Origin of the sequence: Rhodoferax ferrireducens T118, assembly GCF_000013605.1 — a bacterium.
Taxonomy (GTDB): domain Bacteria; phylum Pseudomonadota; class Gammaproteobacteria; order Burkholderiales; family Burkholderiaceae_C; genus Rhodoferax; species Rhodoferax ferrireducens.
Genome location: NC_007908.1, coordinates 2,239,487 through 2,263,727, shown reverse-complemented (window position 1 = coordinate 2,263,727; position 24,241 = coordinate 2,239,487). Strand labels below are relative to the sequence as shown.

Annotated in this window: 23 protein-coding genes; 7 read left to right on the top strand and 16 right to left on the bottom strand. The window is 59.8% G+C overall.

Annotation, left to right across the window (positions count from 1 at the left end; translation table 11 throughout):
• The first annotated feature begins 128 nt into the window (after positions 1 to 128).
• The 3 genes from RFER_RS10555 to RFER_RS10545 all read left to right on the top strand — a co-directional run bounded on the left by RFER_RS10555 (position 129) and on the right by RFER_RS10545 (position 2,606).
• On the top strand, positions 129 to 725 hold the full coding sequence (locus RFER_RS10555; RefSeq protein WP_011464381.1) for a methyltransferase domain-containing protein: 597 nt from the start codon (positions 129 to 131) through the stop codon (positions 723 to 725).
• Between the two features lie 12 nt (positions 726 to 737).
• On the top strand, positions 738 to 1,655 hold the full coding sequence (locus RFER_RS10550) for an LPS biosynthesis protein (RefSeq protein ID WP_011464380.1): 918 nt from the start codon (positions 738 to 740) through the stop codon (positions 1,653 to 1,655).
• Positions 1,656 to 1,781: 126 nt separating this feature from the next.
• Positions 1,782 to 2,606: a glycosyltransferase family 2 protein gene (locus tag RFER_RS10545; protein WP_011464379.1), complete on the top strand. Its 825-nt coding sequence runs from the start codon at positions 1,782 to 1,784 to the stop codon at positions 2,604 to 2,606.
• Positions 2,607 to 2,677: 71 nt separating this feature from the next.
• On the opposite strand, the gene RFER_RS10540 is transcribed toward RFER_RS10545, so the two are convergent.
• From RFER_RS10540 to RFER_RS10490, 11 genes are all read right to left on the bottom strand, one after another.
• Positions 2,678 to 3,832 carry a glycosyltransferase family 4 protein gene (locus RFER_RS10540; protein ID WP_244095851.1) on the bottom strand — a complete coding sequence of 385 codons (1,155 nt, stop codon included), beginning with the start codon at positions 3,830 to 3,832 and terminating at the stop codon, positions 2,678 to 2,680.
• Positions 3,833 to 3,924: 92 nt separating this feature from the next.
• The gene (locus tag RFER_RS10535; RefSeq protein WP_011464377.1) at positions 3,925 to 4,674 is read right to left on the bottom strand and encodes a polysaccharide deacetylase family protein; all 750 of its coding nucleotides are present in this window, start codon (positions 4,672 to 4,674) and stop codon (positions 3,925 to 3,927) included.
• Between the two features lie 154 nt (positions 4,675 to 4,828).
• Complete coding sequence (locus RFER_RS10530; protein WP_011464376.1) at positions 4,829 to 5,761, bottom strand: hypothetical protein; 933 nt, start codon at positions 5,759 to 5,761, stop codon at positions 4,829 to 4,831.
• 89 nt (positions 5,762 to 5,850) lie between these two features.
• The gene (gene rng, locus RFER_RS10525; protein WP_011464375.1) at positions 5,851 to 7,326 is read right to left on the bottom strand and encodes a ribonuclease G; all 1,476 of its coding nucleotides are present in this window, start codon (positions 7,324 to 7,326) and stop codon (positions 5,851 to 5,853) included.
• An 11-nt stretch (positions 7,327 to 7,337) separates the two neighbouring features.
• Entirely contained in the window at positions 7,338 to 7,940 is a 603-nt protein-coding gene (locus RFER_RS10520) for a Maf family protein (protein ID WP_011464374.1), read from the bottom strand.
• A 31-nt stretch (positions 7,941 to 7,971) separates the two neighbouring features.
• A complete protein-coding gene (rlmH, locus tag RFER_RS10515; RefSeq protein ID WP_011464373.1) occupies positions 7,972 to 8,439 on the bottom strand; it encodes a 23S rRNA (pseudouridine(1915)-N(3))-methyltransferase RlmH in 468 nt (155 codons plus the stop codon).
• A 9-nt stretch (positions 8,440 to 8,448) separates the two neighbouring features.
• Positions 8,449 to 9,234 (bottom strand): ribosome silencing factor, encoded by a 786-nt coding sequence (gene rsfS, locus RFER_RS10510; protein ID WP_011464372.1) that lies wholly within the window; start codon positions 9,232 to 9,234, stop codon positions 8,449 to 8,451.
• Positions 9,234 to 9,830, bottom strand: coding sequence for a nicotinate (nicotinamide) nucleotide adenylyltransferase (gene nadD / locus RFER_RS10505; protein WP_011464371.1), 597 nt, complete (start codon positions 9,828 to 9,830; stop codon positions 9,234 to 9,236). Before nadD ends, rsfS begins: the two co-directional genes overlap by 1 nt.
• Position 9,831: 1 nt before the next feature.
• Positions 9,832 to 10,764 carry an oxygen-dependent coproporphyrinogen oxidase gene (gene hemF / locus RFER_RS10500; protein ID WP_011464370.1) on the bottom strand — a complete coding sequence of 311 codons (933 nt, stop codon included), beginning with the start codon at positions 10,762 to 10,764 and terminating at the stop codon, positions 9,832 to 9,834.
• Positions 10,761 to 12,077, bottom strand: a complete 1,317-nt coding sequence (gene purD / locus RFER_RS10495) for a phosphoribosylamine--glycine ligase (protein ID WP_011464369.1) — start codon at positions 12,075 to 12,077, stop codon at positions 10,761 to 10,763. The genes hemF and purD overlap by 4 nt, the downstream gene beginning before the upstream one ends.
• Complete coding sequence (locus RFER_RS10490) at positions 12,074 to 12,808, bottom strand: YebC/PmpR family DNA-binding transcriptional regulator (protein WP_011464368.1); 735 nt, start codon at positions 12,806 to 12,808, stop codon at positions 12,074 to 12,076. Before RFER_RS10490 ends, purD begins: the two co-directional genes overlap by 4 nt.
• Before the next feature lie 58 nt (positions 12,809 to 12,866).
• Here RFER_RS10490 and RFER_RS10485 point away from each other — a divergent pair, with 58 nt between their 5' ends.
• Together RFER_RS10485 and upp are read left to right on the top strand one after the other, a co-directional pair.
• Complete coding sequence (locus tag RFER_RS10485; protein WP_011464367.1) at positions 12,867 to 14,447, top strand: helicase HerA-like domain-containing protein; 1,581 nt, start codon at positions 12,867 to 12,869, stop codon at positions 14,445 to 14,447.
• A gap of 78 nt (positions 14,448 to 14,525) precedes the next feature.
• Entirely contained in the window at positions 14,526 to 15,173 is a 648-nt protein-coding gene (upp, locus tag RFER_RS10480; protein ID WP_011464366.1) for a uracil phosphoribosyltransferase, read from the top strand.
• Between the two features lie 102 nt (positions 15,174 to 15,275).
• Here upp and sbcB read toward each other — a convergent pair whose 3' ends face one another.
• The 3 genes from sbcB to RFER_RS10465 all read right to left on the bottom strand — a co-directional run bounded on the left by sbcB (position 15,276) and on the right by RFER_RS10465 (position 19,981).
• A complete protein-coding gene (gene sbcB, locus RFER_RS10475) occupies positions 15,276 to 16,733 on the bottom strand; it encodes an exodeoxyribonuclease I (protein ID WP_011464365.1) in 1,458 nt (485 codons plus the stop codon).
• A 78-nt stretch (positions 16,734 to 16,811) separates the two neighbouring features.
• Positions 16,812 to 19,067: a RelA/SpoT family protein gene (locus tag RFER_RS10470; protein WP_011464364.1), complete on the bottom strand. Its 2,256-nt coding sequence runs from the start codon at positions 19,065 to 19,067 to the stop codon at positions 16,812 to 16,814.
• A 14-nt stretch (positions 19,068 to 19,081) separates the two neighbouring features.
• Positions 19,082 to 19,981 (bottom strand): alpha/beta fold hydrolase, encoded by a 900-nt coding sequence (locus RFER_RS10465; protein WP_011464363.1) that lies wholly within the window; start codon positions 19,979 to 19,981, stop codon positions 19,082 to 19,084.
• Between the two features lie 133 nt (positions 19,982 to 20,114).
• On the opposite strand from RFER_RS10465, the gene RFER_RS10460 reads away from it, so the two are divergent.
• Positions 20,115 to 20,885 carry a 3-hydroxybutyrate dehydrogenase gene (locus RFER_RS10460; RefSeq protein WP_011464362.1) on the top strand — a complete coding sequence of 257 codons (771 nt, stop codon included), beginning with the start codon at positions 20,115 to 20,117 and terminating at the stop codon, positions 20,883 to 20,885.
• A 75-nt stretch (positions 20,886 to 20,960) separates the two neighbouring features.
• Here the strand turns inward: RFER_RS10460 and tsaD are convergent, their stop codons facing one another.
• Positions 20,961 to 22,025, bottom strand: coding sequence for a tRNA (adenosine(37)-N6)-threonylcarbamoyltransferase complex transferase subunit TsaD (gene tsaD, locus RFER_RS10455; RefSeq protein ID WP_041791950.1), 1,065 nt, complete (start codon positions 22,023 to 22,025; stop codon positions 20,961 to 20,963).
• Positions 22,026 to 22,151: 126 nt separating this feature from the next.
• Complete coding sequence (locus RFER_RS10450) at positions 22,152 to 22,802, bottom strand: TetR family transcriptional regulator (RefSeq protein ID WP_011464360.1); 651 nt, start codon at positions 22,800 to 22,802, stop codon at positions 22,152 to 22,154.
• Between the two features lie 144 nt (positions 22,803 to 22,946).
• Between RFER_RS10450 and RFER_RS10445 the strand changes: the two genes are divergently transcribed.
• On the top strand, positions 22,947 to 24,233 hold the full coding sequence (locus RFER_RS10445) for an efflux RND transporter periplasmic adaptor subunit (protein WP_011464359.1): 1,287 nt from the start codon (positions 22,947 to 22,949) through the stop codon (positions 24,231 to 24,233).
• Positions 24,234 to 24,241 lie beyond the last annotated feature (8 nt).

The following is a 24,241-nucleotide window of genomic DNA, read 5'->3' as shown; positions in this document are numbered from 1 at the left end:
ACGAGACACTCCGATGCGTGGGTTGGTGGTCTCACCCGGTTCGTTTGCCCGCCAAATTTTTTTAAAATGCATGGGCTACACGGGATTGTCCATGCGACACCTTGAACCATACTAATTTTGATGAGACCATGATCACAAAACACCTGGATTTGGGCTGCGGTCCGTGTCCGCGAAACCCTTACAGCCGCGATGAAGTGCATGCGGTCGACCTTGTTGCGCCTGAGGGTATGGAGCCCCGATTATTCCGGCAGGCCAACTTGAGCCTGGAACCGATCCCGCACCCGGATTCAACATTTGACTCGATCTCTGCTTTCGATTTCATCGAGCACATCCCGCGGGTTCTGACTGCAGCCGATGGCCGGGGCACTCGCTTTCCATTCATCGAATTGATGAATGAAATTCATCGTACGCTTAAGCCCGGCGGCCTGCTTTATGCACTGACTCCAGCCTACCCACATGCGGCAACCTTTCAAGACCCTACCCATGTAAACGTCATCACCAACATCACATCAATGTATTTTTGTGGTGACCAACCCCTTGCCCGCATGTACGGCTATCACGGCAGCTTCGAAGCACTGCGCAACGACTGGGCCATGTACCCCGAAGACTTTGTGCCCGGCACAATATTGGGCTGGCGCCGCAGGCTGCGGCGCTGGCGCCTCAAGCGTTCAGGCCGCCTGTCTCACCTTGTGTGGGAATTCGCCTGCGTCAAACCCGTACCCTAACGAGACATTAATATGCAACCGTTGGCAGATATTTGGCGCCGCTGGCGCCGTCAGATTAAATCCAGCGCGCCATTCGTACGGCGCCGTACCTACCGCATCCTGCTGAACAAGAATGCACGACTGATCGAATCTCTTGATGGCTTGGCGACACCGGCAAGCCAGGCAAGAGTGGAAATCCGCAAACCCCTGGCACAAAACCTGGAAGGTGAAGTCTGTCTGTTCGTGACCCACGCCGCTCAGCCAGTGCTCAAAACACACGTCATTCACCATGTTGAACATCTGCTGGACGCGGGCATACAGGTGATTCTGATTGTGAACACCAACCTGGCAACCGACACACTGACCATCGATGCGGACTTGGAGGCGCGATTGAGCGGTGTGCTAGTGCGCGAGAACACCGGTTTTGACTTTGGGGCATGGGCTCACGCCTACAGCCTGCTTGACCGTAAGTTGTGGCATAGGCTCTACCTTATCAACGACAGCATTGTTGGCCCACTCGGCCAAACCGAGTTCGCCCGCATGATGGGACGAATCAAGGCCAGCAGCGCTGACTTCATTGGATTAACTGAAAGTCTGGCACCAGCAAGGCATTTGCAAAGCTACTTTCTGGTATTCAATCGAAACGCGCTTCTCAGTCACGCATTTAACAAGCGAATACTTAGCATTCAAAACCTCCCAGAAAAGGGGCAGGTGGTGGATATCTATGAAATCAGATTGACCCAGCAGCTCTGCGCGCTAGGCCTGCGTTTTGAGGCGCTATTTCCAACCCTGTCCAACGATTTCTATAACTCTAACGATACTGCGTCCCGATGGGAGCAACTGTTATCGGCCGGATTCCCTTATCTGAAGACTAGCGTGATCAAGGAACTTCCGCGCGCCCCAAAAATCTTGATGGCCCGTGCGAGTGGTCAGGTCGATGCACAAATTTGACCATGACATGAATCCTTGACCCGTAACACGGCGGCCGCATTATCAAATTGAAACGGCGACCTGAACGTAAGACCGACTTCCACGCGCCGATGAATGCATTACTTTGCGGCTCTGCAATAACTGACCATGAACAAAAATAGCTACGCCATAACCTTCGCTTGCTACAACCAGGTTGAATATACCCGTCAATGCATTGACAGCATGATTAAGCACGGTACGCCACTGGATCGCTTAATCGTGGTCGACAATGGGTCACGTGACGATACGCGTGAATATTTGCAGAAACTCCCGTTGGGCGGACGCATTTATAACTCTGAAAACCTCGGCTGCGGCGTTGCATGGAATCAAGGGGCTTTGGCATTGCAGGCAGACTGGACCATTGTCATGAATAACGATGTTCTGGTCAGCGCAAACTGGATTGAAAATCTCATTGGCGCTGCGATAGAGAACAATGTTTCCGTCATCTCACCGGCCATGATTGAAGGCAAGCTTGGCTATGATTTCGAGGCTTTTGCGCCAGATGCCAGTAGAAACATGAAACTGGCTGTCCGCAAGGGATGGTGCCATGCAGTCTGTCTGGCAGTGCATAAATCCGTCTGGTTGAATATTGGATATTTTCAGGCAGTACCCAAATTATTGGGCTACGAGGATGCCCTGTTTTTCAATGAAATGGATAAAGCCAAGATCCCGAATGCCACAACCGGGGCCTCCTGGTTGCACCATTACGGCTCGATCACACAATCAGCCATGAAGAGAGAGCGCGGACTGAGAGAAGATGACGATCTCGCCTATCGCTATAACCATCGCCTCCTTCAACAATCCTGGTTGACACGGAAAATGAATAAATTCAATCGCAAAAGGCAATTAAGAGCTTGGCGAGATGAGGAAATGTCGGCCTATGGAATGACGATGCAGGGAAAATGCGATGGATCAGTGCTTGAGTGGGTTTGAATTGGCAATTGACTTGAAGACTTCGCAGACGCCATATGCAGCCCCCATAAATTGAATTAAAACGTGATCGCTCACGACGAAGAACCTGTCGCAACACAACCGGCGGCCTTGCATACGGAAAAATAAATCTCTTCTTGCTGATGAGCTATCGCTGGCCACTGATGCAAACGAGCAAAAGCGACCGCGGCTTCACCTAAACGGTGTCGCAGTAAATCATCTTGAAGCAGTTGATCCAAGGCTCTTGCAAGTTTTTTTGTGTCTTTAGGGTCGTCGAGAATCAACGCGTTCACTCCGTTCGTCAGAAGCGCCGATATTCCGCAATGCCGCTCGTCACTCACAACGACAGGCAGTCCGTGTGCCATGGCTTCGAGCACCACCATGGCAAACGTATCTTCCAGCGTCGGATGTGCCAGGCAATCCGACGCAACATAGGCGTCGTGGACATCATTCAAGGCGCCCAGAAAAATAACCTTGCCCTCAATGTCAGCCGCCTTCGCCTGCGCCCGAAATTCAGGAATTTGCGAAGCATTGCCCACAACGGCCAGCCAGGTGTTGTGGGGTAGCTGTCGCAATGCCCTGAACAGAGTCTCCAGCCCCTTCTTCCGATAATCGTTCCCCACAAACAGAATGCCATACCCGGCTTCGGGCAATCCCAATCTCTGGCGCGCCGCGAGTTGCAGTGCTGGTGTCGCGCTATCGCCAACTATTGCGACGCCTGGCGCCACAACCCTCAATGCGCGAGCGGTCACAGGATACGTGTTGGCCATCTGGGTCATCAAAATGTTGGATGTGACGACGATGCAGCGACTGTGCCGGCCTGAAAAACGCACATGTTCCAGCCAGAGATAGGCCAGCAGACGCGGACTCGTCAACACCTTCATCCAACGCATTGCCAATCGCCACCCTGTTCGCCCATGAAACAGGTTGTACTTCACCGGCAAAACATGCACGGTCTGAACCTGCCCATGCCACGTATTCTCATGCGAATGCACAACATCAAAACCCTGACGCGTGGCCAGCCACGTCGCTGTGGCATACCAGAGCTGGTTGATCCAGCGCGGCTTGAGAAATGGCGCAGAAATCCGATGGTAGGTAACACCCGGCCATTGATGGTCGATTTGCTGGGCAAAGACATGAATTTCGTGACGTTGCGCCAACTGCTCCACCAATGCGATGGAGTACCGCTCCGCTCCACCGCCGGTGGGTGAAAAAACACGATTCAGCACGGCGATACGCAGGCGCTTTTCACCTCCAGGCGGCGCCACTGGCTCAGACACTGACTGGCACGGCGTCTCGCCACGCCCCTGTGCTGTCGACGTCACGCGCGCCGCCGATCTTCGTAGCGTGTGGCCACCTTAAGCCACAGCATTAGCAGACTGGTGGAACGAACGACCGGTATCCGCGGCAATTGCATCGTATCCTCCTGCGCCTGGCAACGGCCGCGCTGCGTAGTGGTCACGGAGTCAAAACCAGCCGCGCGCGCCATCGCAATATGATCTGCCGTGTAGTCGCCATAGGGATAACAAAAATGCCGCACGGGGGAGTCGGTCATCTGTTCCAGTTCCGACTTGCACAGGGTAATTTCCTTCATGCAGGTCGCCATATCGGTTTGCGTCAGGCGCACATGATGACGGGTATGGGCACCCACTTCCTGCCCGCCAGCCAGCCACTGCCGCAGGTGCGAGGCATTCATGAGCGGTGTTTGCGCGATGCCAACCTTGCGGTCCCACTCGTTGCTCTTACCGAGTTGCTGGCTTACTGCATAACAAGTCGACGAAAAACCATGTCGAGTCAGAACCGGCAAGGCATTGGTCAAATTGTTCAGATACCCATCATCAAACGTGAGGCCCACCACTTTGCCAGTCTGCTTGCCCATCAAATAGGGCATCAATGCCGACATGGAAAGTCCGCGGTAGCCCAGCAGGTCCAATAAAGCCATCTGGCGGGCGAAGTCGCCGGGTGAAACGCACAGGCTTCGAAAGACTGCGCCCTTGGGCGGCGCAGTCTCAATCTGGTGGTACATCAGAATGGGAATCGACGACAGATTGGCGGTGAGAAGATTTGGCATCAAACAATAAGGCCACGCGGCCTACAAAAGCACCACATCGTATTGCTCTTGCCCCATGGCGTTTTCCATCTGCAGTGACACCGGCTTGCCGATGAAAAGCGAAGTCGGTGACGACTTTGTGAACCCCATTGCAACACCCTGAACACGAATGCCATCACATCCAGTCCACGAACGCACCGTTCGTGATCTGTAATGAGCCAGCGTCTGTCACCGTCTCCAGGCCCTGCCCGGTGCGACAGGCGGCGTACCAGTCGGCGGCGCCATGACCATGCAGGCTGACCTTCGAGAACTCCGGCTGAGATTTAAACATTTTGTATGCCGGTGGCACGAAAATCTGGGTGGGACGCCCAAGCATGTTGGCCGCATAGTGAGTAAAAGTGGAACAGGGTGAACCTATCAGCGTGTCGCAGCAGCCCAGCGCAAACAGGTCGGCAGCGGGGTGACGGGCTGAGACATGGCCGGCGCCAAAATGGGTGTAAGGAGATTCAGCGGGCATGTCAAAGATATCAAAGTTTTTCTGCAGGTTCGGGAAAGCGTCGAGGCTTCCTGAGCACGACACAAAAAAGGCCACGTTGGGCACAGCCTGCTGAATCTGCCTCATCACATGCTCGTACCACCAATCGGGCACGGCGGGCCAGACGAAGGCGTTCACGTCAAACACATCCGGGCTGATCAATGGAAAGTCGCCACGTCGAATGTGCACACCCACCAGCGGACGGTTCTCGTACCGGCTGAACGTGTCGCGTATCACGGCGATCAGGTCCGGGCGCAGCTTCACGCGCTGGGCCGTTGGCAGGTACAGTTTGCGCAGCAGATGGCGCGGACCGTGATGGGTGCGCAGGTTAACGTTGGCGTGATTTTGGATGCGGTCGAAGCCTTCCGAGGCGTCGCCGAGTAGTTTGAGGCTGTTAAGCCGACCCAACAGCCCACGACCGCGTCTGTGCGCTCCCACCACGTGTAGCGCATCGAGCTCACGCCAATCGAGGCATACCTCATGGCCAAAATACTCCGAGATCATGAAGGCCATCGCCAGCGCTTCCAGCCGTGTGCTGAGGCCAACATATTCGGTAATAAAAACTTTTTTCATGAATTAAGAATACGTTATTCGGTAGGGTTTTTTTGATCTTTGATTGTCTCCGGTACCCATAGTGGGCAAGCCGCTTTCTTCTGGCCCAGTCAAAGCAACACAATATCGTACTGCTCCTGCCCCATGGCGCTCTCGCTCTGCAGCGACACCGGCTTGCCAATGAACTCACTCAAGCCCGCCAGGTGCTGGCTTTCTTCATCCAGAAACAGCTCAATCACTTTGGGGGAAGCAATCACCCGAAATTCGCGCGGGTTGAACTGGCGTGCCTCGCGCAAAATCTCGCGAAAGATGTTGTAGGCCACTGTGCGCGCAGTCTTGACGATGCCTTTGCCTTCGCAGGTGGGGCACGGTTCGCACAGCATATGAGCCAGCGATTCACGGGTGCGTTTGCGCGTCATCTCGACCAGGCCGAGCTGCGAAAAACCACCGGCCATGGTCTTGACACGGTCGCGCGACAGCTGCTTGCGGATTTCAGCCAACACCGCCTCGCGATGGTCTTCGCGCACCATGTCAATGAAGTCCACGATGATGATGCCGCCCAGGTTGCGCAATCGGAGTTGCCGTGCAATCGCCTGAGCGGCTTCCAGGTTGGTCTTGAAAATGGTGTCGTCAAAATTGCGCGCGCCAACAAAACCGCCCGTGTTCACATCCACCGTGGTCAAGGCTTCGGTCTGGTCCACGATCAAATAACCGCCGGACTTCAGATCCACCCGACGCCCCAGCGCCTTGGCAATTTCTTCGTCAATGGCATACAGGTCAAAGATGGGCCGCTCACCCTTGTAGTGCTGCAACTTCTCGGCGGCGGCCGGCATGAATTCAAGACCAAAGGCCTTGAGCGCTTCAAACTGTTCCCGTGAATCGACCTTGATGGTCTGGGTGTTTTCACACACCAGGTCCCGCAGCACCCGTTGCAGCAAATTCAAGTCCTGGTGCAACAACGACAGAGGCGGCAGCCGTACCGAGGCACCCTTGATGCGGGCCCAGGCTTTACGCAAATAACCGATGTCGTCCGACAGCTCCAGGTCCGAGGCGTCTTCTCCATTGGTGCGCAAAATGAATCCGCCACCTTCGGTGCCCACCAGCTGCTGCAGGCGCGTGCGCAGTTCGTCGCGCTGGTTTTGCGGGATTTTTTGCGACACCCCGACATGGTCATCCTGTGGCAAGAAAACCAGCATGCGCCCGGCAATGCTGATCTGCGTGGACAGCCGCGCGCCTTTGGTGCCAATCGGGTCCTTGATGACCTGCACCAGCAGCACCTGGCCCTCAAACACCTGCTTTTCAATCGGGATCTGAGGCTGCGTGTTGCGCACCATGCTCGGGGGTTCACCCTCGGGCTGGCGGTGCCAGACATCGGCCACATGCAAAAACGCAGCCCGCTCCAGCCCGATGTCGATAAACGCCGACTGCATGCCCGGGAGCACGCGAACGACCTTGCCCAGATAGACATTGCCGACCAGCCCACGCTCCAGCGTGCGCTCAACGAGCAGTTCCTGCAGCGCGCCGTTTTCAACAATGGCAACCCGGGTTTCCTGCGGCGACCAGTTGATCAAAATGTCTTCTTGCATGGAGGGCCTGTTTAAACCTTGAAACCGAATGACTGCAGCAACTGTGCCGTCTCAAACATCGGCAGCCCCATGATGCCAGAGTAGCTCCCACTCATGTGCGAAATAAACGCCGCCGCCCTGCCCTGCACGGCGTAAGCACCCGCCTTGCCCAAGGGCTCACCCGATGCGGCATAGGTCTGAATCTGGCGCGAGCTCATGGCCGAAAAAGTCACGCGCGACTCGCACAGTACCTGCTCGCGTTTGCGTGCGGTGCCGAGCGCCACTGCGGTCAAGACACGGTGCGTGGTGTTGGAAAGCTCCTTCAACATGCGCGTGGCGTCAGCAGCATCAGTGGGTTTTCCAAAAATCTTGCGCCCCAGGGCCACCGTGGTATCCGAGCAGAGCACCGGCGCCGCCGGCAGACCCCGACGTTTGAGTCGCTGCAACGCCGCGTCCAGCTTCAGCTGCGTCACCCGTTTGACGTAAGCGGCCGGAGCCTCGTTGGGTAACACGGCTTCCAGCGCTTCTGCGTCTTCATCGGCATCAGGCAATAGCAGCTCATGGCGCACGCCCAGCAGCGCCAGCAACTGGCTGCGCCTTGGGCTTTGCGAGGCGAGGTAAATAAACTCACTCACTGAAACTACTCACGGCAAAGACCTTGAAATATCACTCACGATGATAGGGATGGTTGGCATTGATCGACCAGGCACGGTACAGCTGCTCAATCAACAACACCCGGACCATGGCGTGCGGCAGCGTCAGGTCGGACAGGCGAATGCGCTCATGCGCTGCCTGTTTGAACGCCGGGTCAAGCCCATCGGGCCCGCCAATGACCAGCGCCACGTCGTCGCTTTCCAGCTGCCAGTTTTGCAGCTTGGCGGCCAGAGCCAAAGTGGTCAAAGGGGTGCCGCGTTCGTCCAGCGCCACGATACGGCAGCCTTTGGGCAATGCCGCCTCTATGCGCCCCCGCTCTGCCGCAACCAAGGCCTCTACCGTCTTGGAGCCGCGCGGCTCAGTCTTGACGGCTTTGAGTTCAACTTTGAGCTCGAAGGGAAAGCGTTTGGCGTAATCGTCCCACGCTGTCTGCGCCCAGTCCGGCACCCTTTGGCCGACCGCAACAATCACCAACCGCACAAGAATCCGTCAGGCTTTGCGCACAGCCGTCTTCTTGGCCGGTGCTTTTTTGGCGACTGCGGCTTTGGCCACCACCTTCTTTGCAGCCACTTTCTTGGCCGGATCGTTGACGATGACTTTCTTCACAGCCACCTTGGCAGCGGGTTTGGGAGCGACTCTCGGAGTGGTCACCGCAGCGCTCACTTTGGCTGGCGCCTTTTTGGCAGCTACTTTTTTTGCCGGTACCTTTGCCGCCGCCGACTTGGCCGCCAACGCCGCCTTTTGCAGCTGTGCTTTGGACGGGAATGCCTCGGCCACACCCTTCTTGGCGGCGTTGGAGCGCCTGATATCCGCTATCGGTTGAGCGACTGCTCTAACGGCTTTAACAGCCTTCACCTCTTTGACCGGTTTGGCCGCTTCCTTCACGACCGGCTTTGCCGCGCCGAATTTGAGTCGCACCGGTTTGTCGCCCCACAATTCTTCCAGGTTGTAGTACTGTCGAAAATTGGGCTGCATGATGTGCACCACCGCTTGGCCGCAATCCACAATGATCCACTCGCCATTGGTCTCGCCTTCCATGCGTGGCTTGGCAAAACCGGCATCCCGCACCGCATCGCGCACGCTGGCGGCCAGCGCCTTGGTTTGCCGGTTCGACGTGCCCGAGGCAATGATGACCCGCTCAAACAAGGCGGACAGGTGTTCGGTATCAAAGACCACAATGTCCTGGGCTTTGACATCTTCGAGGCCATCAACTATGGCACGTTGGAGTTTTTGGATGTCTTTTTTGGCGATGGTGGAGAAGGTAGTGGTAGTCATCAAGCAGTCTGGTAAAGGTGGTGGTGGGCAATATAACGTGCAACAGGCTCAAAAACCATATCGGCAACGCTTAGATGTGCGGCAAATCGGGCCCGAATGTCGGTTGCGCTGACATTTAAAGCGGGCATGAGGAGTCGCCGGAATCTCGATTTATGCGTAGTTTCTAGATCAAATTTGGCTCCAGCCCCCGTCGAACAAGCGCGGGTAGCTACGCAAATTATAGCAAGTTGCAAAATCTCCTGCCAATCATGCCAACTTGGCAAGGCTTGCGCCTGGTCTTCGCCCAGAATCAAAAAGAACTCGGCCGTCGGCCACAGCGCCTTGAACTCACGCAAAGTATCCACCGTGTAGCTCGGGCCGACGCGCTCGAGTTCTCGCGGATCAACCACCACGTGCGGCAGCTCGGCAAATGCCAGTTGCGCCATGGCCAGGCGGTGTGGCGCCGGGCTCAGAGTCCGCGTCTTGTGCCAGGCTTCGCCGGTCGGGACCACGCGCAACTCATCAAGTTGCAACTCGGCCAGCGCCGCCTTGACCAACGCCGCATGGGCCACATGCGGGGGGTCAAACGCACCGCCAAAGACACCGATGCGCTTCACCTCAAACCCAATCCCGGCGCAGCAGAAAGCGGGTGTACAACTCGGCCTCCGGCGAACCCGCTGCGGGCACGTTCTGATACGACCAGCTCGCCAGCGGCGGCATCGACAGCAAAATGGATTCCGTGCGCCCGCCCGACTGCAGGCCAAAGTGCGTGCCACGGTCCCACACCAGATTGAACTCGACATAGCGACCGCGCCGATAAAGCTGAAATTCGCGCTCGCGCTTACCATAAACCGTATTTTTTCGGCGTTCGACAATGGGCAAATAGGCGTTCAAAAACGAATCGCCGACTGCCTGCATCATGGCCAGACTGCCCTCAAACCCCAGCTCGGAAAAATCATCAAAAAAGATGCCACCCACGCCGCGCGGCTCGGCGCGGTGCTTCAGGTAGAAGTAGTCATCACACCAGGTCTTGAAACGCGGGTATTTGTCGTCACCAAACGGCGCCAACGTGGCTTTGCAGGTGCTGTGAAAATGCCGCACGTCTTCTTCAAACCCGTAATACGGCGTCAGGTCCATGCCGCCGCCAAACCAGCACACCTGCGTGCCGTCAGCCGCTTTTGCCGCCAGCATGCGCACGTTCATGTGCACGGTGGGCACAAAAGGGTTGCGCGGATGAAACACCAGCGACACGCCCATCGCGTCAAACGGCGCACCCGCCAACTCGGGGCGATGCTGTGTAGCCGAAGGCGGCAACCGGGGGCCGCTCACTTTGGAAAATCCGCAGCCGGCCCGCTCGAAAACCGGACCCCCTTCCAGAATCTGCGTGATGCCCTTGCCTTGCAACAACTCGCCCGCTGGCTTTTGCCACGCGTCAAGCAAAAATGCCGTGTCGTCGATGTCCGCAATCGCCGCGGTAATACGCGCCTGCAAACCTTGCAGATAACTGCTGACCGCTTCGGTGTGCGCGCTGCCCACGGCCACTGCGCTCACGCCGCCGCTCCCTTGACTGCGCGGTGACCGATGTCCTTGCGGTATTGCATGCCCTCAAAGTGAATCCCCAGCGCCACTTCGTAGGCGCGGGCTTGGGCCTGGCGCACGTTGTCCGCCAGCACCGTCACACACAGGACCCGGCCACCGGCGGTGACCACGTCATCACCCTGCATCGCGGTGCCGGCATGAAACACAACCGCATCTTCGGTTTCCTTGGGCAGGCCGGTAATCACATCGCCCTTGCGCGGCTGCAGCGGGTAACCCTGCGCCGCCAGCACCACGCCCAGTGCCGTGCGACGATCCCACTGCAGCTCAATCTGGTCGAGCTTGCCGTGCGGACCCGGCTCGGTGGCGGCCAGCATCACCTCCACCAGATCAGACTTGAGGCGCAGCAAGATCGGCTGGGTTTCGGGGTCGCCCATGCGGCAGTTGAATTCGAGCGTCTTGGGGTGGCCTTCGGCATTGATCATCAAGCCGGCGTACAAAAAACCGGTGTACGGAATGCCGTCTTTTTCCATGCCACGGATGGTCGGCAAAATGATTTCACGCATGGTGCGGGCGTGCACATCGGGCGTCACCACCGGCGCCGGTGAATACGCACCCATGCCACCGGTGTTGGGCCCCAGATCATCATCCAGCAGGCGCTTGTGGTCCTGGCTGGTGGCCAGCGCCAGCACATTTTTGCCGTCCACCATCACGATGAAACTGGCTTCTTCGCCGAGCAAAAATTCCTCGATGACGACCCGCGGCACGGCTGGACCGTCCGCGCCCGGGTTGTGGGTGACACCCGGAGTGCCGTCTGCCAGCATGAAGTCGACCGCTGCGTGCGCCTCGGCCAGACTCAGAGCCACCACCACGCCCTTGCCTGCGGCCAGGCCGTCGGCCTTGACGACGATAGGCGCGCCCTTTTGCTCCAGGTAGGCATGCGCAGCCACCGGGTCAACAAAGGTCTCGTACTCAGCCGTCGGGATGCCGTGGCGCTTCATGAAAGCCTTGGAGAAGGCTTTGGAGCTCTCCAGTTGGGCAGCAGCCTGGGTCGGCCCAAACACGCGCAGACCGTGTTTGCGAAACTCATCAACCACCCCGGCGGCCAGCGGCACTTCGGGTCCGACCACCGTCAGCGCAATCTTGTTGTCAAGAGCCCAGGCCCGCAGTTGCTGCACATCCGTGATGTTGATGTTCTCAATGCGTTTGTCCAGCACTGTCCCCGCGTTGCCCGGCGCGACAAACACCTTCTGCGCCTTGGGCGACTGCGCCAGCTTCCAGGCCATGGCATGTTCACGGCCACCTCCGCCAATCACGAGAATATTCATAGGGCTTCGGCGTCAATCTCTGCGTTGTGATAAATCTCCTGCACGTCGTCCAGATCTTCCAGCGCATCGAGCAATTTCTGCATCCGCACCGCATCGTCGCCGGTGAGTTCAATCGGGTTTTCGGCGCGCATGGTCACATCGGCCGCCTCCGGTTTCAAGCCCGCGGCTTCCAGCGCATTCTTGACGGCCTCAAAATCCGGGTAAGCGGTCAGCACTTCGATGGCACCATCGTCATCGGTGATCACATCTTCGGCACCCGATTCCAGCGCCACTTCCATCACCTTGTCTTCATTGGTGCCGGGTGCAAAAATCAACTGGCCGCAGTGTTTGAACTGGAACGCCACCGAGCCTTCCGCGCCCATGTTGCCGCCAAATTTCGCAAAAGCGTGGCGCACTTCAGCCACGGTGCGCACCTTGTTGTCGGTCATGGTGTCCACCAGGATCGCCGCACCGCCGATGCCGTAGCCTTCGTAGCGAATCTCCTCGTACTGCACCCCTTCGAGCGTGCCGCTGGCCTTGTCAATGTTGTACTTGATGCGGTCCGCCGGCATGTTGGCCGCCTTGGCGCGCTCCACCGCCAGGCGCAGGCGCGGGTTGGTGCCAAGGTCAGCGCCGCCGGCGCGCGCCGCCACCGTGATTTCACGGATGATTCGGGTCCAGACCTTGCCCCGCTTCTCGTCCTGGCGGCCCTTGCGGTGCTGAATATTGGCCCATTTACTGTGTCCTGCCACGGGGAATCCTTCAAAAGTTCGTTACGCTATTGGTTCGATTGTACTTTTTGGGAATCTTATGTCTGATCCGATTCTGATTGCACAACATGGCAACACCGAATGCTTTCTGCGCCCTGACAAAGCCAACCGGCACGGACTCATCACCGGCGCCACCGGCACCGGCAAGACCATCACGCTGCAAACCATGGCCGAGGGCTTCTCGCGCATCGGCGTGCCGGTGTTCATGGCCGACGTCAAGGGCGATCTGACCGGCCTTTCCCAAGTCGGCGCTTTGGGATCAAAACTGGCCAAAGTCCTGACTGAACGTGCACTACCCGCTCCTGAATTCGCAGCATTTCCGACCACCCTGTGGGACGTCTTTGGCGAACAGGGCCACCCGGTGCGGGCCACCGTCAGCGATTTGGGCCCGCTGTTGCTGGGTCGCATGCTCAACCTCAACGAGACCCAGGCCGGCGTGCTGCAACTGGTGTTCAAGATCGCCGACGACGACGGCCTGCTGCTGCTGGACATGAAAGACCTGCGCGCCATGTGCCAACTGGTGGGCGACAACGCGTCCCAGTTCACCACCGAATACGGCAACATCAGCGCCGCCAGCATTGGCGCCATTCAGCGCGGGCTGATGCAAATCGAAGCCCAGGGCGGCAATCAGTTCTTTGGCGAACCGATGCTCAACATCGCCGATTTTCTGCAAACCGATGCCAACGGGCACGGCATGATCAACATCCTGGCGGCCGACAAGCTGATGAACGCGCCGCGCCTGTACGCCACGTTTTTGCTGTGGCTGCTGAGCGAACTGTTCGAGAATCTGCCCGAAGTGGGCGACCTGGACCAGCCCAAGATCGTGTTCTTCTTTGACGAAGCGCATTTGCTGTTCGCTGACGCACCCAAAGTCCTGATTGAGCGCATTGAGCTGGTGGTGCGCTTGGTGCGATCCAAGGGTGTGGGCGTGTTTTTCGTCACGCAAAACCCGCTCGACATTCCGGACTCGGTGCTGGCCCAATTGGGCAATCGTGTGCAGCACGCCTTGCGCGCTTTCACGCCGCGGGACCAGAAAGCCGTCAAATCGGCCGCCGACACCATGCGCCCGAATCCCGACCTGGACATCGGCGCTGCCATCACGGAACTGGCAGTGGGCGAAGCACTGGTGAGTTTTCTGGACGAAAAAGGCCGCCCCGGCATCACGCAGCGGGTCTACGTGCTGCCACCTGCCAGCCAGATTGGGCCGATCACGCCTGAGCAACGCAAAGCCCTGATGGCAGACTCCATCGTCGCCGGGGTTTATGAAAAGACGCTGGACCGGGAATCAGCGTTCGAGAAAATCAAGGGCCGCACCGCGGCACGACTGGACGCAGCCGCCAGTTCGACCGGCGCGTCCAGCGCAGCCACCCGCGACACCGAGCCACGAAGCAGTGGCCGGGCCAGGGCGCCGGCCGAAGCGCACAACGACAGCGCGGCAGCGGCACAGGCCAGCGGTGGTCTGCTCGACAGCCTGGGCTCCATTTTTGGCGGTGGCGTGCGCCGCACGCGCACCTCGGCCGGTGAACAACTCATCCGCAGTGCCGCCAGCTCGGTTGGCCGCGAAGTCGGTCGCCAGATCATCCGCGGCGTGCTGGGTGGCATTTTTGGCGGCAAACGCTAGTTGCCACGCGCGCACAATGGCCACCCTGAAACCCTGACAACCGCAACCCAATAACCACGAAGTAAAAAGACTACCCCCATGAACAGCCCCAACAACGACCCTCAAGTTCACGTCATCAACCACCCGCTGGTGCAGCACAAACTGACGCTGATGCGCAAAAAAGAAGCGAGCACCAACAGTTTTCGCACCCTGCTCAACGAGATCAGCATGCTGATGGCTTATGAAGTGACGCGCGATATGCCGATGCAAGAAGTCGAAATCGAGACGCCGCTGGAAACCATGAGCGCCAAAGTGATTGACGGCAAAAAACTGGTGCTGGTGTCGATCCTGCGCGCGGGCACCGGCATTCTGGACGGCATGCTCAGTGTCGTGCCGGGCGCCCGGGTCGGGCACATTGGCCTGTACCGCGACCCCAAGACGCTGCAGGCGGTGGAGTACTACTTCAAGATGCCCAAGGACATGCAGGAACGCGACGTGGTGGTGGTCGACCCGATGCTCGCCACCGGCAACTCCGCCGTGGCGGCGATTGAACGCGTCAAGGCGACCCACCCCAAGTCGATCAAGTTCGTCTGCCTGCTGACCTGCCCCGAAGGCGTCGCCACACTGCGCAAAGCGCACCCGGATGTGCCGATCTACACCGCAGCCATCGACCGCCAGCTCAACAGCCACGGCTACATCCTGCCGGGCCTGGGTGACGCCGGTGACCGGATCTTTGGCACGCAGTGAGTTTTATTCTTTATATGCAAAATCGGGCTCAAGCCCCCGTGATTCCTACGTAGGAAGCTACATATTTGGAAGCAACTCATGCTGACGCGTGGGCGACCAACATCACACCCGCTGTGGCGCAATCAGCTCGGCGTAGTCGTATAAGGCACCCAAAATGGCCTCACCCCGCTCATCGGCGGATTCGGCCAAGCTGTCGAGTTCTTCAAACAGTTGCTCAATGGTGAGTGCGCCACCCTCGCCGTCGAACAAACGCGCGCTGCGGTGGGCTTCCCAGCGCGCCAGCTCGTCAGCGCTCAGGCTTTGTGGAAAATTGCGCGCCCGGTAGCGCCACAGCAGTTCGGTCAGACGCGCATCGTCAAACGCAGGTCGCGCGCTGGCCAATTCCTGGGCCTTGAGCTGGCGCAAATCATTCAGGCGGCGGCGATCGGCGTTGCCAACAAAACCACCGTAGAGATCTTCGTCCACGTCCGGCGTCGCGGCCGCTGGGCGTTTGAACACCGCCGGCCAGATGCCGCTCATGTCGGGCAAGGCTTGCGCGTGCGCGGCGTTGGCCAGCTGCGCGTCCAGATTCAGACCCCAGCGCTGCGCCATGGCGCTCGACAAGGTCTTGTAGTTGCCAATCACCGTCGGGGATTTGTTCAGGTGGATCGACTTGACCGGCAGGCGCTGCACACCCTCGGGCAAATCCGCCGTTTTGGTGAACAGGCGCAGGCGAATCTGCTCGGCGTTCATCTGCGCCAACTCGCGCGGGTCAAACGCCAGATCCCAGGCCAGCAGCTCGTTTTTGTTGGCCGGGTGCATGGCCAGCGGCCACATCAACGCCAGGCAGCCGCGCTCGGGCGCAAACATGCCCGAGATGTGCAGAAAAGGCCGGGCCTGGGTCAAGGTGGTGGGCAAGCCGAGCTCGGCCATCACGCGGTCTTTCTTGTGCAGGCCAAAACAGAAGTCAAACAGCTTGGGCTGCGCCGTCTTGATCAAGCGCGCCAGCGCGATGGTGGCGCGCACGTCGCTCAAGGCATCGTGGGCCGCTTCATGCAGCAAGCCGTTGGCCGCGCTCAAATCGGTCAGCTTGAAGCTGGGTTTGCCCTCGGCATTGAGCGGCCACTCCATGCCGTCGGGTCGCAAGGCATAGGCGGTGCGCACCACGTCCAGCAAGTCCCAGCGGCCGCAGTCGTTTTGCCACTCGCGCGCATACGGGTCGATCAGGTTGCGCCAAAACATGAAGCGCGTGATCTCGTCGTCGAAACGGATCGTGTTGTAGCCCACCCCCACCGTGCCGGGCAGACTGAAGGCCTGCTCGATCTGCGCCGCAAACTGGTACTCGGGAATTCCCTTTTCAAGACACAGCTGCGGCGTAATGCCGGTGATCAGACATGCTTGCGGATCCGGCAAAAAATCACCAGCCGGCTGGCAATACAGCATGAGGGGGGCGCCAATAACATTGAGCTCGGCATCGGTGCGAATGGCGGCAAACTGCGCCGGGCGGTCGCGCCGGGTGTTGGTGCCAAAGGTCTCGTAGTCGTGCCAGAGGAAGGTGTGATGGGAGGGAGATGGGGTCATTTTTGGCGGCCAGCGATGAAAATGGGTTGGTTCATTGTTTCATTATCGCGAGGCCGTTGGTGGCCGACACCGCACCCCTCAACGCCGCCGCGCCGAGCGCACGCCCGGCAACTCCGCTACCACACCCAGCACCTTGTGCAGCCGTCCGGCATCCGACACTTCAACCGTGAAAGTCATCAAGGCGATGCCCTTGACGGACTGCGTCTGCACACCGATCACGTTCATCTTTTCCTTGGTGAAAACCTCGGAAATGTCGTGCAGCAAGCCCTGCCTGTCCATGGCGTGCACCGCCACGTCCACCGGGTACACCGCGCTGCCCGCCGATCCATTCGCACTGCCTGGGGGCTGGCCCCATTCCACCTCGATCACACGCTCGCCATTTTGGGCAATCATCTCGCGCAGGTTGGAGCAATCGGCACGGTGCACGCTGACCCCTTTGCCGCGGGTGACAAAGCCACAAATCGGGTCAGGCGGGGCCGGTTTGCAGCACTTGGCCAACTGCGTCATCAATGAATCAACACCCACCACCAACAAGCCACCCTTGGCCGGGTTGCTGGCGCTGCGCGGCTTCTTCAGCAGCGGCCCATCGTCGGCCTGCACCGGCTCGGGCGGGTGCAGCAGGGTCTCGATATTACGCAGCGAGAACTCGTCCTTGCCCACCACTTCAAACAGATCGTCGGCCGAGTTAAACCCCAGTTGCGCGGCCAGGTCCTGCAATTTGAGCGCTGTCTTACCCTCGCGCTGCAGCAGTTTCTCCACCGCCTCGCGGCCTTTGGCAACCGTTTCATGCAGGGCCTGGGCGTTGAACCAGGCGCGCACTTTGGAACGGGCCCGGTGGCTCACCAGGTAGCCTTGTTCTGCCATCAGCCAGTCGCGCGACGGCCCGCCCTCCTTGGCCACCGTCACTTCCACTGTCTGGCCATTTTTTAGCGGCGTGTTCAAAGGCACCATCACGCCATCAATTCGGGCTCCGCGGCAGCGGTGCCCCAGATCGGTGTGCACGCTGTAGGCAAAGTCGACGGCGGTGGCGCCTTGCGGCAGCTCCACAATGGCCGCCTCGGGCGTCAAGACATAAATACGGTCATCCAGGCCGACATCCTGCGCCGAAGTGCCCGACAGATCACGCTCCCACGCCAGCAACTGGCGCAGCACGGCAATCTTGGCGTCGTAGGAACTGGTGGCCGAGACGCCAGCGTAGCCTTTGACACCTGCCTCCTTGTAGGCCCAATGCGCCGCCACGCCGTGCTCGGCATGGTCGTGCATGGCCTGGGTGCGAATCTGGATCTCGATCGGCAGCCCCGCCGCATCGCGCACCACTGTGTGCAAGGACTGGTAGCCGTTGGCCTTGGGTTTGGCAATGTAGTCGTCAAATTCTTCGGCGATCGGTGTGAACTGGCTGTGTACCCAGCTCAAGGCGGCGTAGCAGTCCGCAATGTCTGCAACCACAATGCGCAGCGCCCGAATGTCATGGACCTGGTCAAATGCAAGCGATTTGCCGCGCATCTTCTTGACGATGCTAAAGATGTGTTTGGGTCGCCCCTGCACCGTGACGCTCATGCCCTGCGCCTTCAGGTCCGACTCCAGTTGTTGCCGCAATTGCTCAACGTGCAACTCGCGCTCGGAGCGCTTTTCATCGAGCAGACGCGCCACTTGGCGGTAGACATCAGGCTCCAGGAAACGAAACGCCAGGTCTTCCATCTCCCACTTGATTTCCCATATGCCCAGCCGGTTGGCCAGCGGCGCAAACACCTGCAAGGCCTCGCGCGCCACACCGGGCGGCGCGGCCTGGCGGGCAGCGGCAAAAAAGCGCAAAGTCTGCAGGCGCGAGGCCAGCCGCAGCATCACCACGCGCAAGTCGCGTGAAAAGGCGAGCAGCATCTTGCGCACATTCTCGGTTTGGGCGGCCGCTGTTTGCGCCATCGGGATGCCCGTGGCGGCGCGCTCGCTGGCCACTTGCGCCTGGCGCGCCTGGCGTTGCACCCGCACCAGCTTGGTGGTTTCTACCGCCAGCGCGGCAAAGTTGTCACCAAACGCCTTGGCGATCACCTCTTGGGGTTTGTTCAAGTGGTCGCAGGCATAAACCAGGTAACTGGCGGCCTGCATCGCCTCGGAACCGCCAATAATCCTGAGAATGGCCGCGACCGCGTCGGCATGGGCCAGCGTGTTCTCGCCGGTGTCGAGCGTCTCGCTGGCCAGCAGCGGCTCGGCAAACGCGCGAGCACGCGCCAGCGCATGGGACTGCTCCGGCAAAGTCTGCGCCGTGGCGGTCAGCAACTGCGGCAAGGGCTGCGCCAAAGATGCCGCGCCCGTTGGCTCGGCGGACAGGGTTTTCATGTGCAATACACCGGCTAGTCATCCAGTAAAAAAGAGGCGACCGCTTTCACCTGATCGCAGGCGATGAACGTGGGGGCGTGGCCCACGCCGGCAAACTCGGCCAGCCGCGCTTGGGGGCCGCGCGCCATCATGGCCCGCGCGGTTTGCATCGTGAGCAGGTCTGAAACAGCACCGCGAACCAGCAGGGTGCGGGCGGTGATCTGGTCATACAACTGCCACAACAGGGCTTCGCTTTGCGCGGCAGACTCTGGAGTGAGCGCGCGAAACGCCAGCGCCAGCGCCGGGTCGTAATGCAATGTGAGCGCACCCGACCCGTCGCCCAGCGGTCTGACCATCGGCTGCGACAAGGCCAGCCACTGTGCCGCTGTGTGCGGCCCAAAACTGCTGGCGATCACCCACAGGGCATCGGCGGCCTGCTGCAGCGAGTCAAATCGGCCGGTCTGGCCCAGGTACTCGCCAATGCGCTGCAAGGCCTGCCACTCCATCACCGGCCCAACGTCATTGAGCACCAGGCGGCGCACCGGCACCGGTAACGGCAGCTCGGGCTGCCCGGCCAGCACGATGCCAATCAAGCCCCCCATGCTGGTGCCCAACCAGTCCAGCGTGGTGGGCTGAAGTGCCGTCAACAGCGTCAGCATGTCGGCCGCGTAGACGGGAATCTGGTAGCCCTGCGGGTCCTTCAGCCAATCGCTCTGGCCCCGGCCCGCCACATCCGGACACACCACGCGCAGGCTGTCGCCCGCGCGCTCGCATAAGGCCTGCGCCAGCACATCAAAGTCACGCCCCTGGCGCGTCAGGCCGTGCACGCAAACCACCACATGGCCAGCCTCTGGGTTGCCCCATTGCCAATAAGCCATGCGGTGTCCACCAGAGGTGTCGGGGCACAGGACGTAATTCAAAGAAGGCTCGGTCATGTTGGGAGTTAGGGGTTTGATAAAGTCGGCGCAAAGCGCACGGGCGGGACTATTCTCTCAACCCGGTGCGCCATCACAGTAACAACATCCTAATTCAACCACAGTTCACCCCAACACTACACGGAGAAACATCATGTTAAAAGGTAAAACAGCGCTCGTCACCGGATCCACCAGCGGCATCGGTTTGGGGCTGGCCAAAGCCCTGGCCGCCCAGGGTGCCAACATCGTGCTGAACGGTTTTGGAGACGTTGAAGGCCCCAAGGCCGAAGTGGCAGCACTCGGCGTCAAAGTGGCTTACCACGGCGCCGACATGAGCAAACCGGCCGAAATTGAAGACATGTTGAAATTTGCCGCGGCGCAGTTTGGCCGGGTGGATATTCTGGTCAACAACGCTGGCATCCAGCACGTGGCCCGGGTCGAGAACTTCTCGGTGGAACGCTGGGACGCCATCATCGCCATCAACCTGAGCAGCGCCTTTCATGCCACCCGGCTGGCGCTGCCGGCGATGCAGAAGGCCAACTGGGGCCGCATCATCAACGTCGCCTCCGTGCACGGCCTGGTGGCCTCGGCTGAAAAATCAGCCTACGTCACGGCCAAGCACGGCGTGGTCGGACTGACCAAAGTCACCGCGCTGGAAAACGCCACCACCGGCGTCACCTGCAACGCCATCTGCCCCGGCTGGGTGCTCACGCCGCTGGTGCAAAAACAGGTCGATGCCAAAGCAGCAGCGGGCGGCATCAGCAATGCCGAGGCGATCAAACACTTGTTGAGTGAAAAGGAGCCGTCGCTGCAATTCACCACGCCCGAAGAGCTGGGTGCGCTGGCGGTGTTCTTCTGCTCACCGGCAGGCAACAATGTGCGCGGCGTCGCGTGGAATATGGACGGCGGCTGGGCAGCCCAATAACGCTATATTAATAATAGCAACAGATCCTTATAATACGGGGGCTAGCGGTCAATTTCGTCTACATTTTGGCCAGTCTCACGCCGACGCTGTCAGATCGCCCAGCGGCCAGCGCGGTCTGACGTCAAAAGCATAGACCTCGCTGGCTGCCTGCTGGCCGGACTGCAGGCGCATGGCAGCCGCCATGGCAATCATGGCGCCGTTGTCGGTACACAGATGCAGTTCCGGGTAATGCACCCGCACGCCGCGCTTGCCACACTCCGCATTGAGCTGCGCGCGCAAGCTGCGGTTGGCGCCCACACCGCCGGCCACCACCAGACGTTTGAGACTGGTTTGACTCAAAGCCGTCATCGACTTCTTGACCAGCACTTCGACAATGGCGGCCTGGGTCGAGGCCGCCAGGTCAGCCAGTACCTGCACCGGCAAGGCCTCGACCGACCCGTCCTGCGCGGCAGCCAGCTTTTTGGCCTGCACCATCACCGCCGTTTTCAAGCCGGCAAATGAAAAATCAAGATTGCCGCTTTTCAGCAAGGGACGAGGCAACTTGAACGCCGTGGCATCACCCTGCTCGGCCAGTCTCGACAGTGCCGGCCCTCCCGGATAAGCCAGCCCCAGCAGCTTGGCTGACTTGTCAAACGCCTCGCCGGCGGCATCATCAATCGTCTCGCCCAGCAATTCGTAACGCCCGACCCCGTCCACCCGCATCAACTGCGTGTGGCCGCCCGACACCAGCAGCGCCACGAAGGGGAATTCGGGCGGATCAGCACTCAAGAATGGTGACAGCAAATGCCCTTCCAGGTGATGCACACCCAACACCGGTTTACCCAGGGCCGCGCCCAGCGCGCACGCCACCCCCGCGCCCACCAGCAAGGCCCCGGCCAGACCCGGGCCGCGCGTGAACGCCACCACATCAATGTCTGCCAAGGTTCGACCGGATGCCGCAAGCACCTGCTCCGTCAGCGGCAGCACGCGGCGAATGTGGTCGCGACTGGCCAGTTCGGGCACCACGCCACCGTAGGCCTGGTGCATCTCGATCTGGCTGTACAAGGCATCGGCCAGAAGCACCGGCAATACACTGCCCCGCACCTCCACCAGCGCCACGCCCGTTTCATCACACGAGGACTCAATGCCCAATACCCGCAAGTTTTTTGCCATAGGGACGGAGTTTAGGGGATGCCCACGCGCGACACGCGCCGCCCCATCGTTGTGTTCAGCAACGCCGGTGACACCAGCCACGTGAAAGACACCATGGCCGCCGGTGTGACGGATTTACGGGGCCGGGGCTGCCTGCTGCTCAGGCGCCGGCACCAGCCCCAAACCGGCCAGATACACGCCCAGCGCCATTTCGGCAACGCCGACCAGCTCAAAGGCTTGCGGCGCCAGCAACCAGCTATGGATAAGCCCCACCACCAGCGCGTGCAGACCCTGCGCCGCCATTGAAAGCGACACCCGCAAGGGCGCCCCCCGACGCAAGGCGGCCTCCCGCAGGCTACGCTCCATCTGGCCGACCCCTTCAACATAGCATTGGAGATGGCGCGCCTTGACGGCCAGCAGTTCATCAACGTACTCCACCTTGAGCGTGGCCACCTCAAAAACACGACGGGTGCGTTCGTCCAAGGTGATCTTTCGCATGGTGTCCAGAATCGCGCGCTGCAACTCATGCAGCGGGTCCAACTCGGGATCATCCCCAATTTGATGCAAGGCATCTTCCAAAGGCAGGGTGGTGCGTTCCATCATGGCGTTGAACAAATCCGCCTTGTTTTTGAAATGCCAGTAAATCGCGCCCCGGCTCACGCCAGCGGCTTCTGCAATGTCATGCAAGGAGGTGCGGGAAACGCCCTTTTCGGCAAACACATGCTCCGCCGCATCCAGCAAACGGTTGCGGGTGGCGAGGGCTTCTTCCTTGGTACAGCGAGCCATGACGGGCTTCTTTCAAATAACGTTGTAAAAATGAAATGCAGGCAACATACATCCGTGATTGTATGTATACTTTGAGAAACCTGCTGGTTTTTAATACCATGCAGCAAAAAAAACCAAGATTCCCCTTCTTTCAGGAAGTGCACCATGTCCTTACCACGCGCCCGACTTTCCATCGCCACCCCCATCCCCCACCGGTCGCCATTGCGCGGCCACCTTGCCCTGACCTCTCTGAGTCTTGCGGCCCTGCTGGCGGGCTGCGGCCAAAGCAGTACCGCACCGGCGGGCCCCGCGGGCGGTATGCCGCCCGCCGAGGTGGGCGTGGTCACCGTCACCCCGGGTGACGTGGGTTTGATCACCGAACTGCCCGGCCGACTGGAGGCCTCACGCGTGGCCCAGGTGCGGGCACGGGCCGCCGGCATTCTGCAAAAACGGCTGTTTGTCGAGGGCAGCGACGTGAAAGCCGGTCAGGCTTTGTTCGAAATTGACGCCAGCCCCTACCAGGCCGCTTTTGCCAGTGCCCAGGGCAGCCTGGCCAAAGCCGAAGCCAACCTGATGCAAGCCAGTGCGCAAGCCGAGCGTTACAAACCCCTGGTCGAAGCCAAAGCCATCAGTCAACAGGAGTACGTAAACGCCCAGGCGGCAAGCAAACAGGCTGAGGCCGACGTCGCCATCGGCAAAGCCGCGGTGCAGACGGCACGCATCAACCTGAACTACGCCGCCGTCACCGCTCCGATCTCGGGCAGTATCGGCCGCTCACTGGTGACCGAAGGTGCGCTGGTGGGCCAGGGGGAAGCGACACCGCTGGCGGTGATCCAACAAATCGACCCCATGTATGTGAACTTCACGCAGTCGGCCTCCGAAGTGCTCAAGCTCAAGGCCGGTTTGACCAACGGCCAATACAAGCAGGCGGGCAAAGGTGCCGCCAGCGTCACCGTTATCCTGGAAGACGGAAGTACTTACAAACACACAGGCCGCCTGCTGTTTACCGACTTGACGGTGGATGCCACCAGCGGTCAAGTCACCTTGCGCGCTGAAGTTCCCAACCCCGAGAAAGCACTCTTGCCCGGCCTGTACGTGCGCGTCAAGCTGGAACAGGCGCAAGTCAACGGCGCCATTTTGCTGCCGCAACAAGCCGTCACACGGGGCGAGCAGGGCGACACCGTCATGGTCGTTGGCGCCGACAACCACCTCACGCCGCGCCCGATCAAACTGGGTTCTGCCCAAGACAACAAATGGGTTGTACTCGAAGGTCTCAAGGCTGGTGAACAGGTGATGGTCGAAGGCTTCCAGAAGCTGCCACGCGGCAAACCGGGTGATCCCATCGTCGTCAAGCCCGTGCCATGGCAATCGCAGGGCGGCAAGCCCGCAAGCGCCGCCAGCGTGGCTGCACCGGCAGCCCCGGCCAGCGCAGCATCCAGCGCTGCCCGCTAAGGAACCCG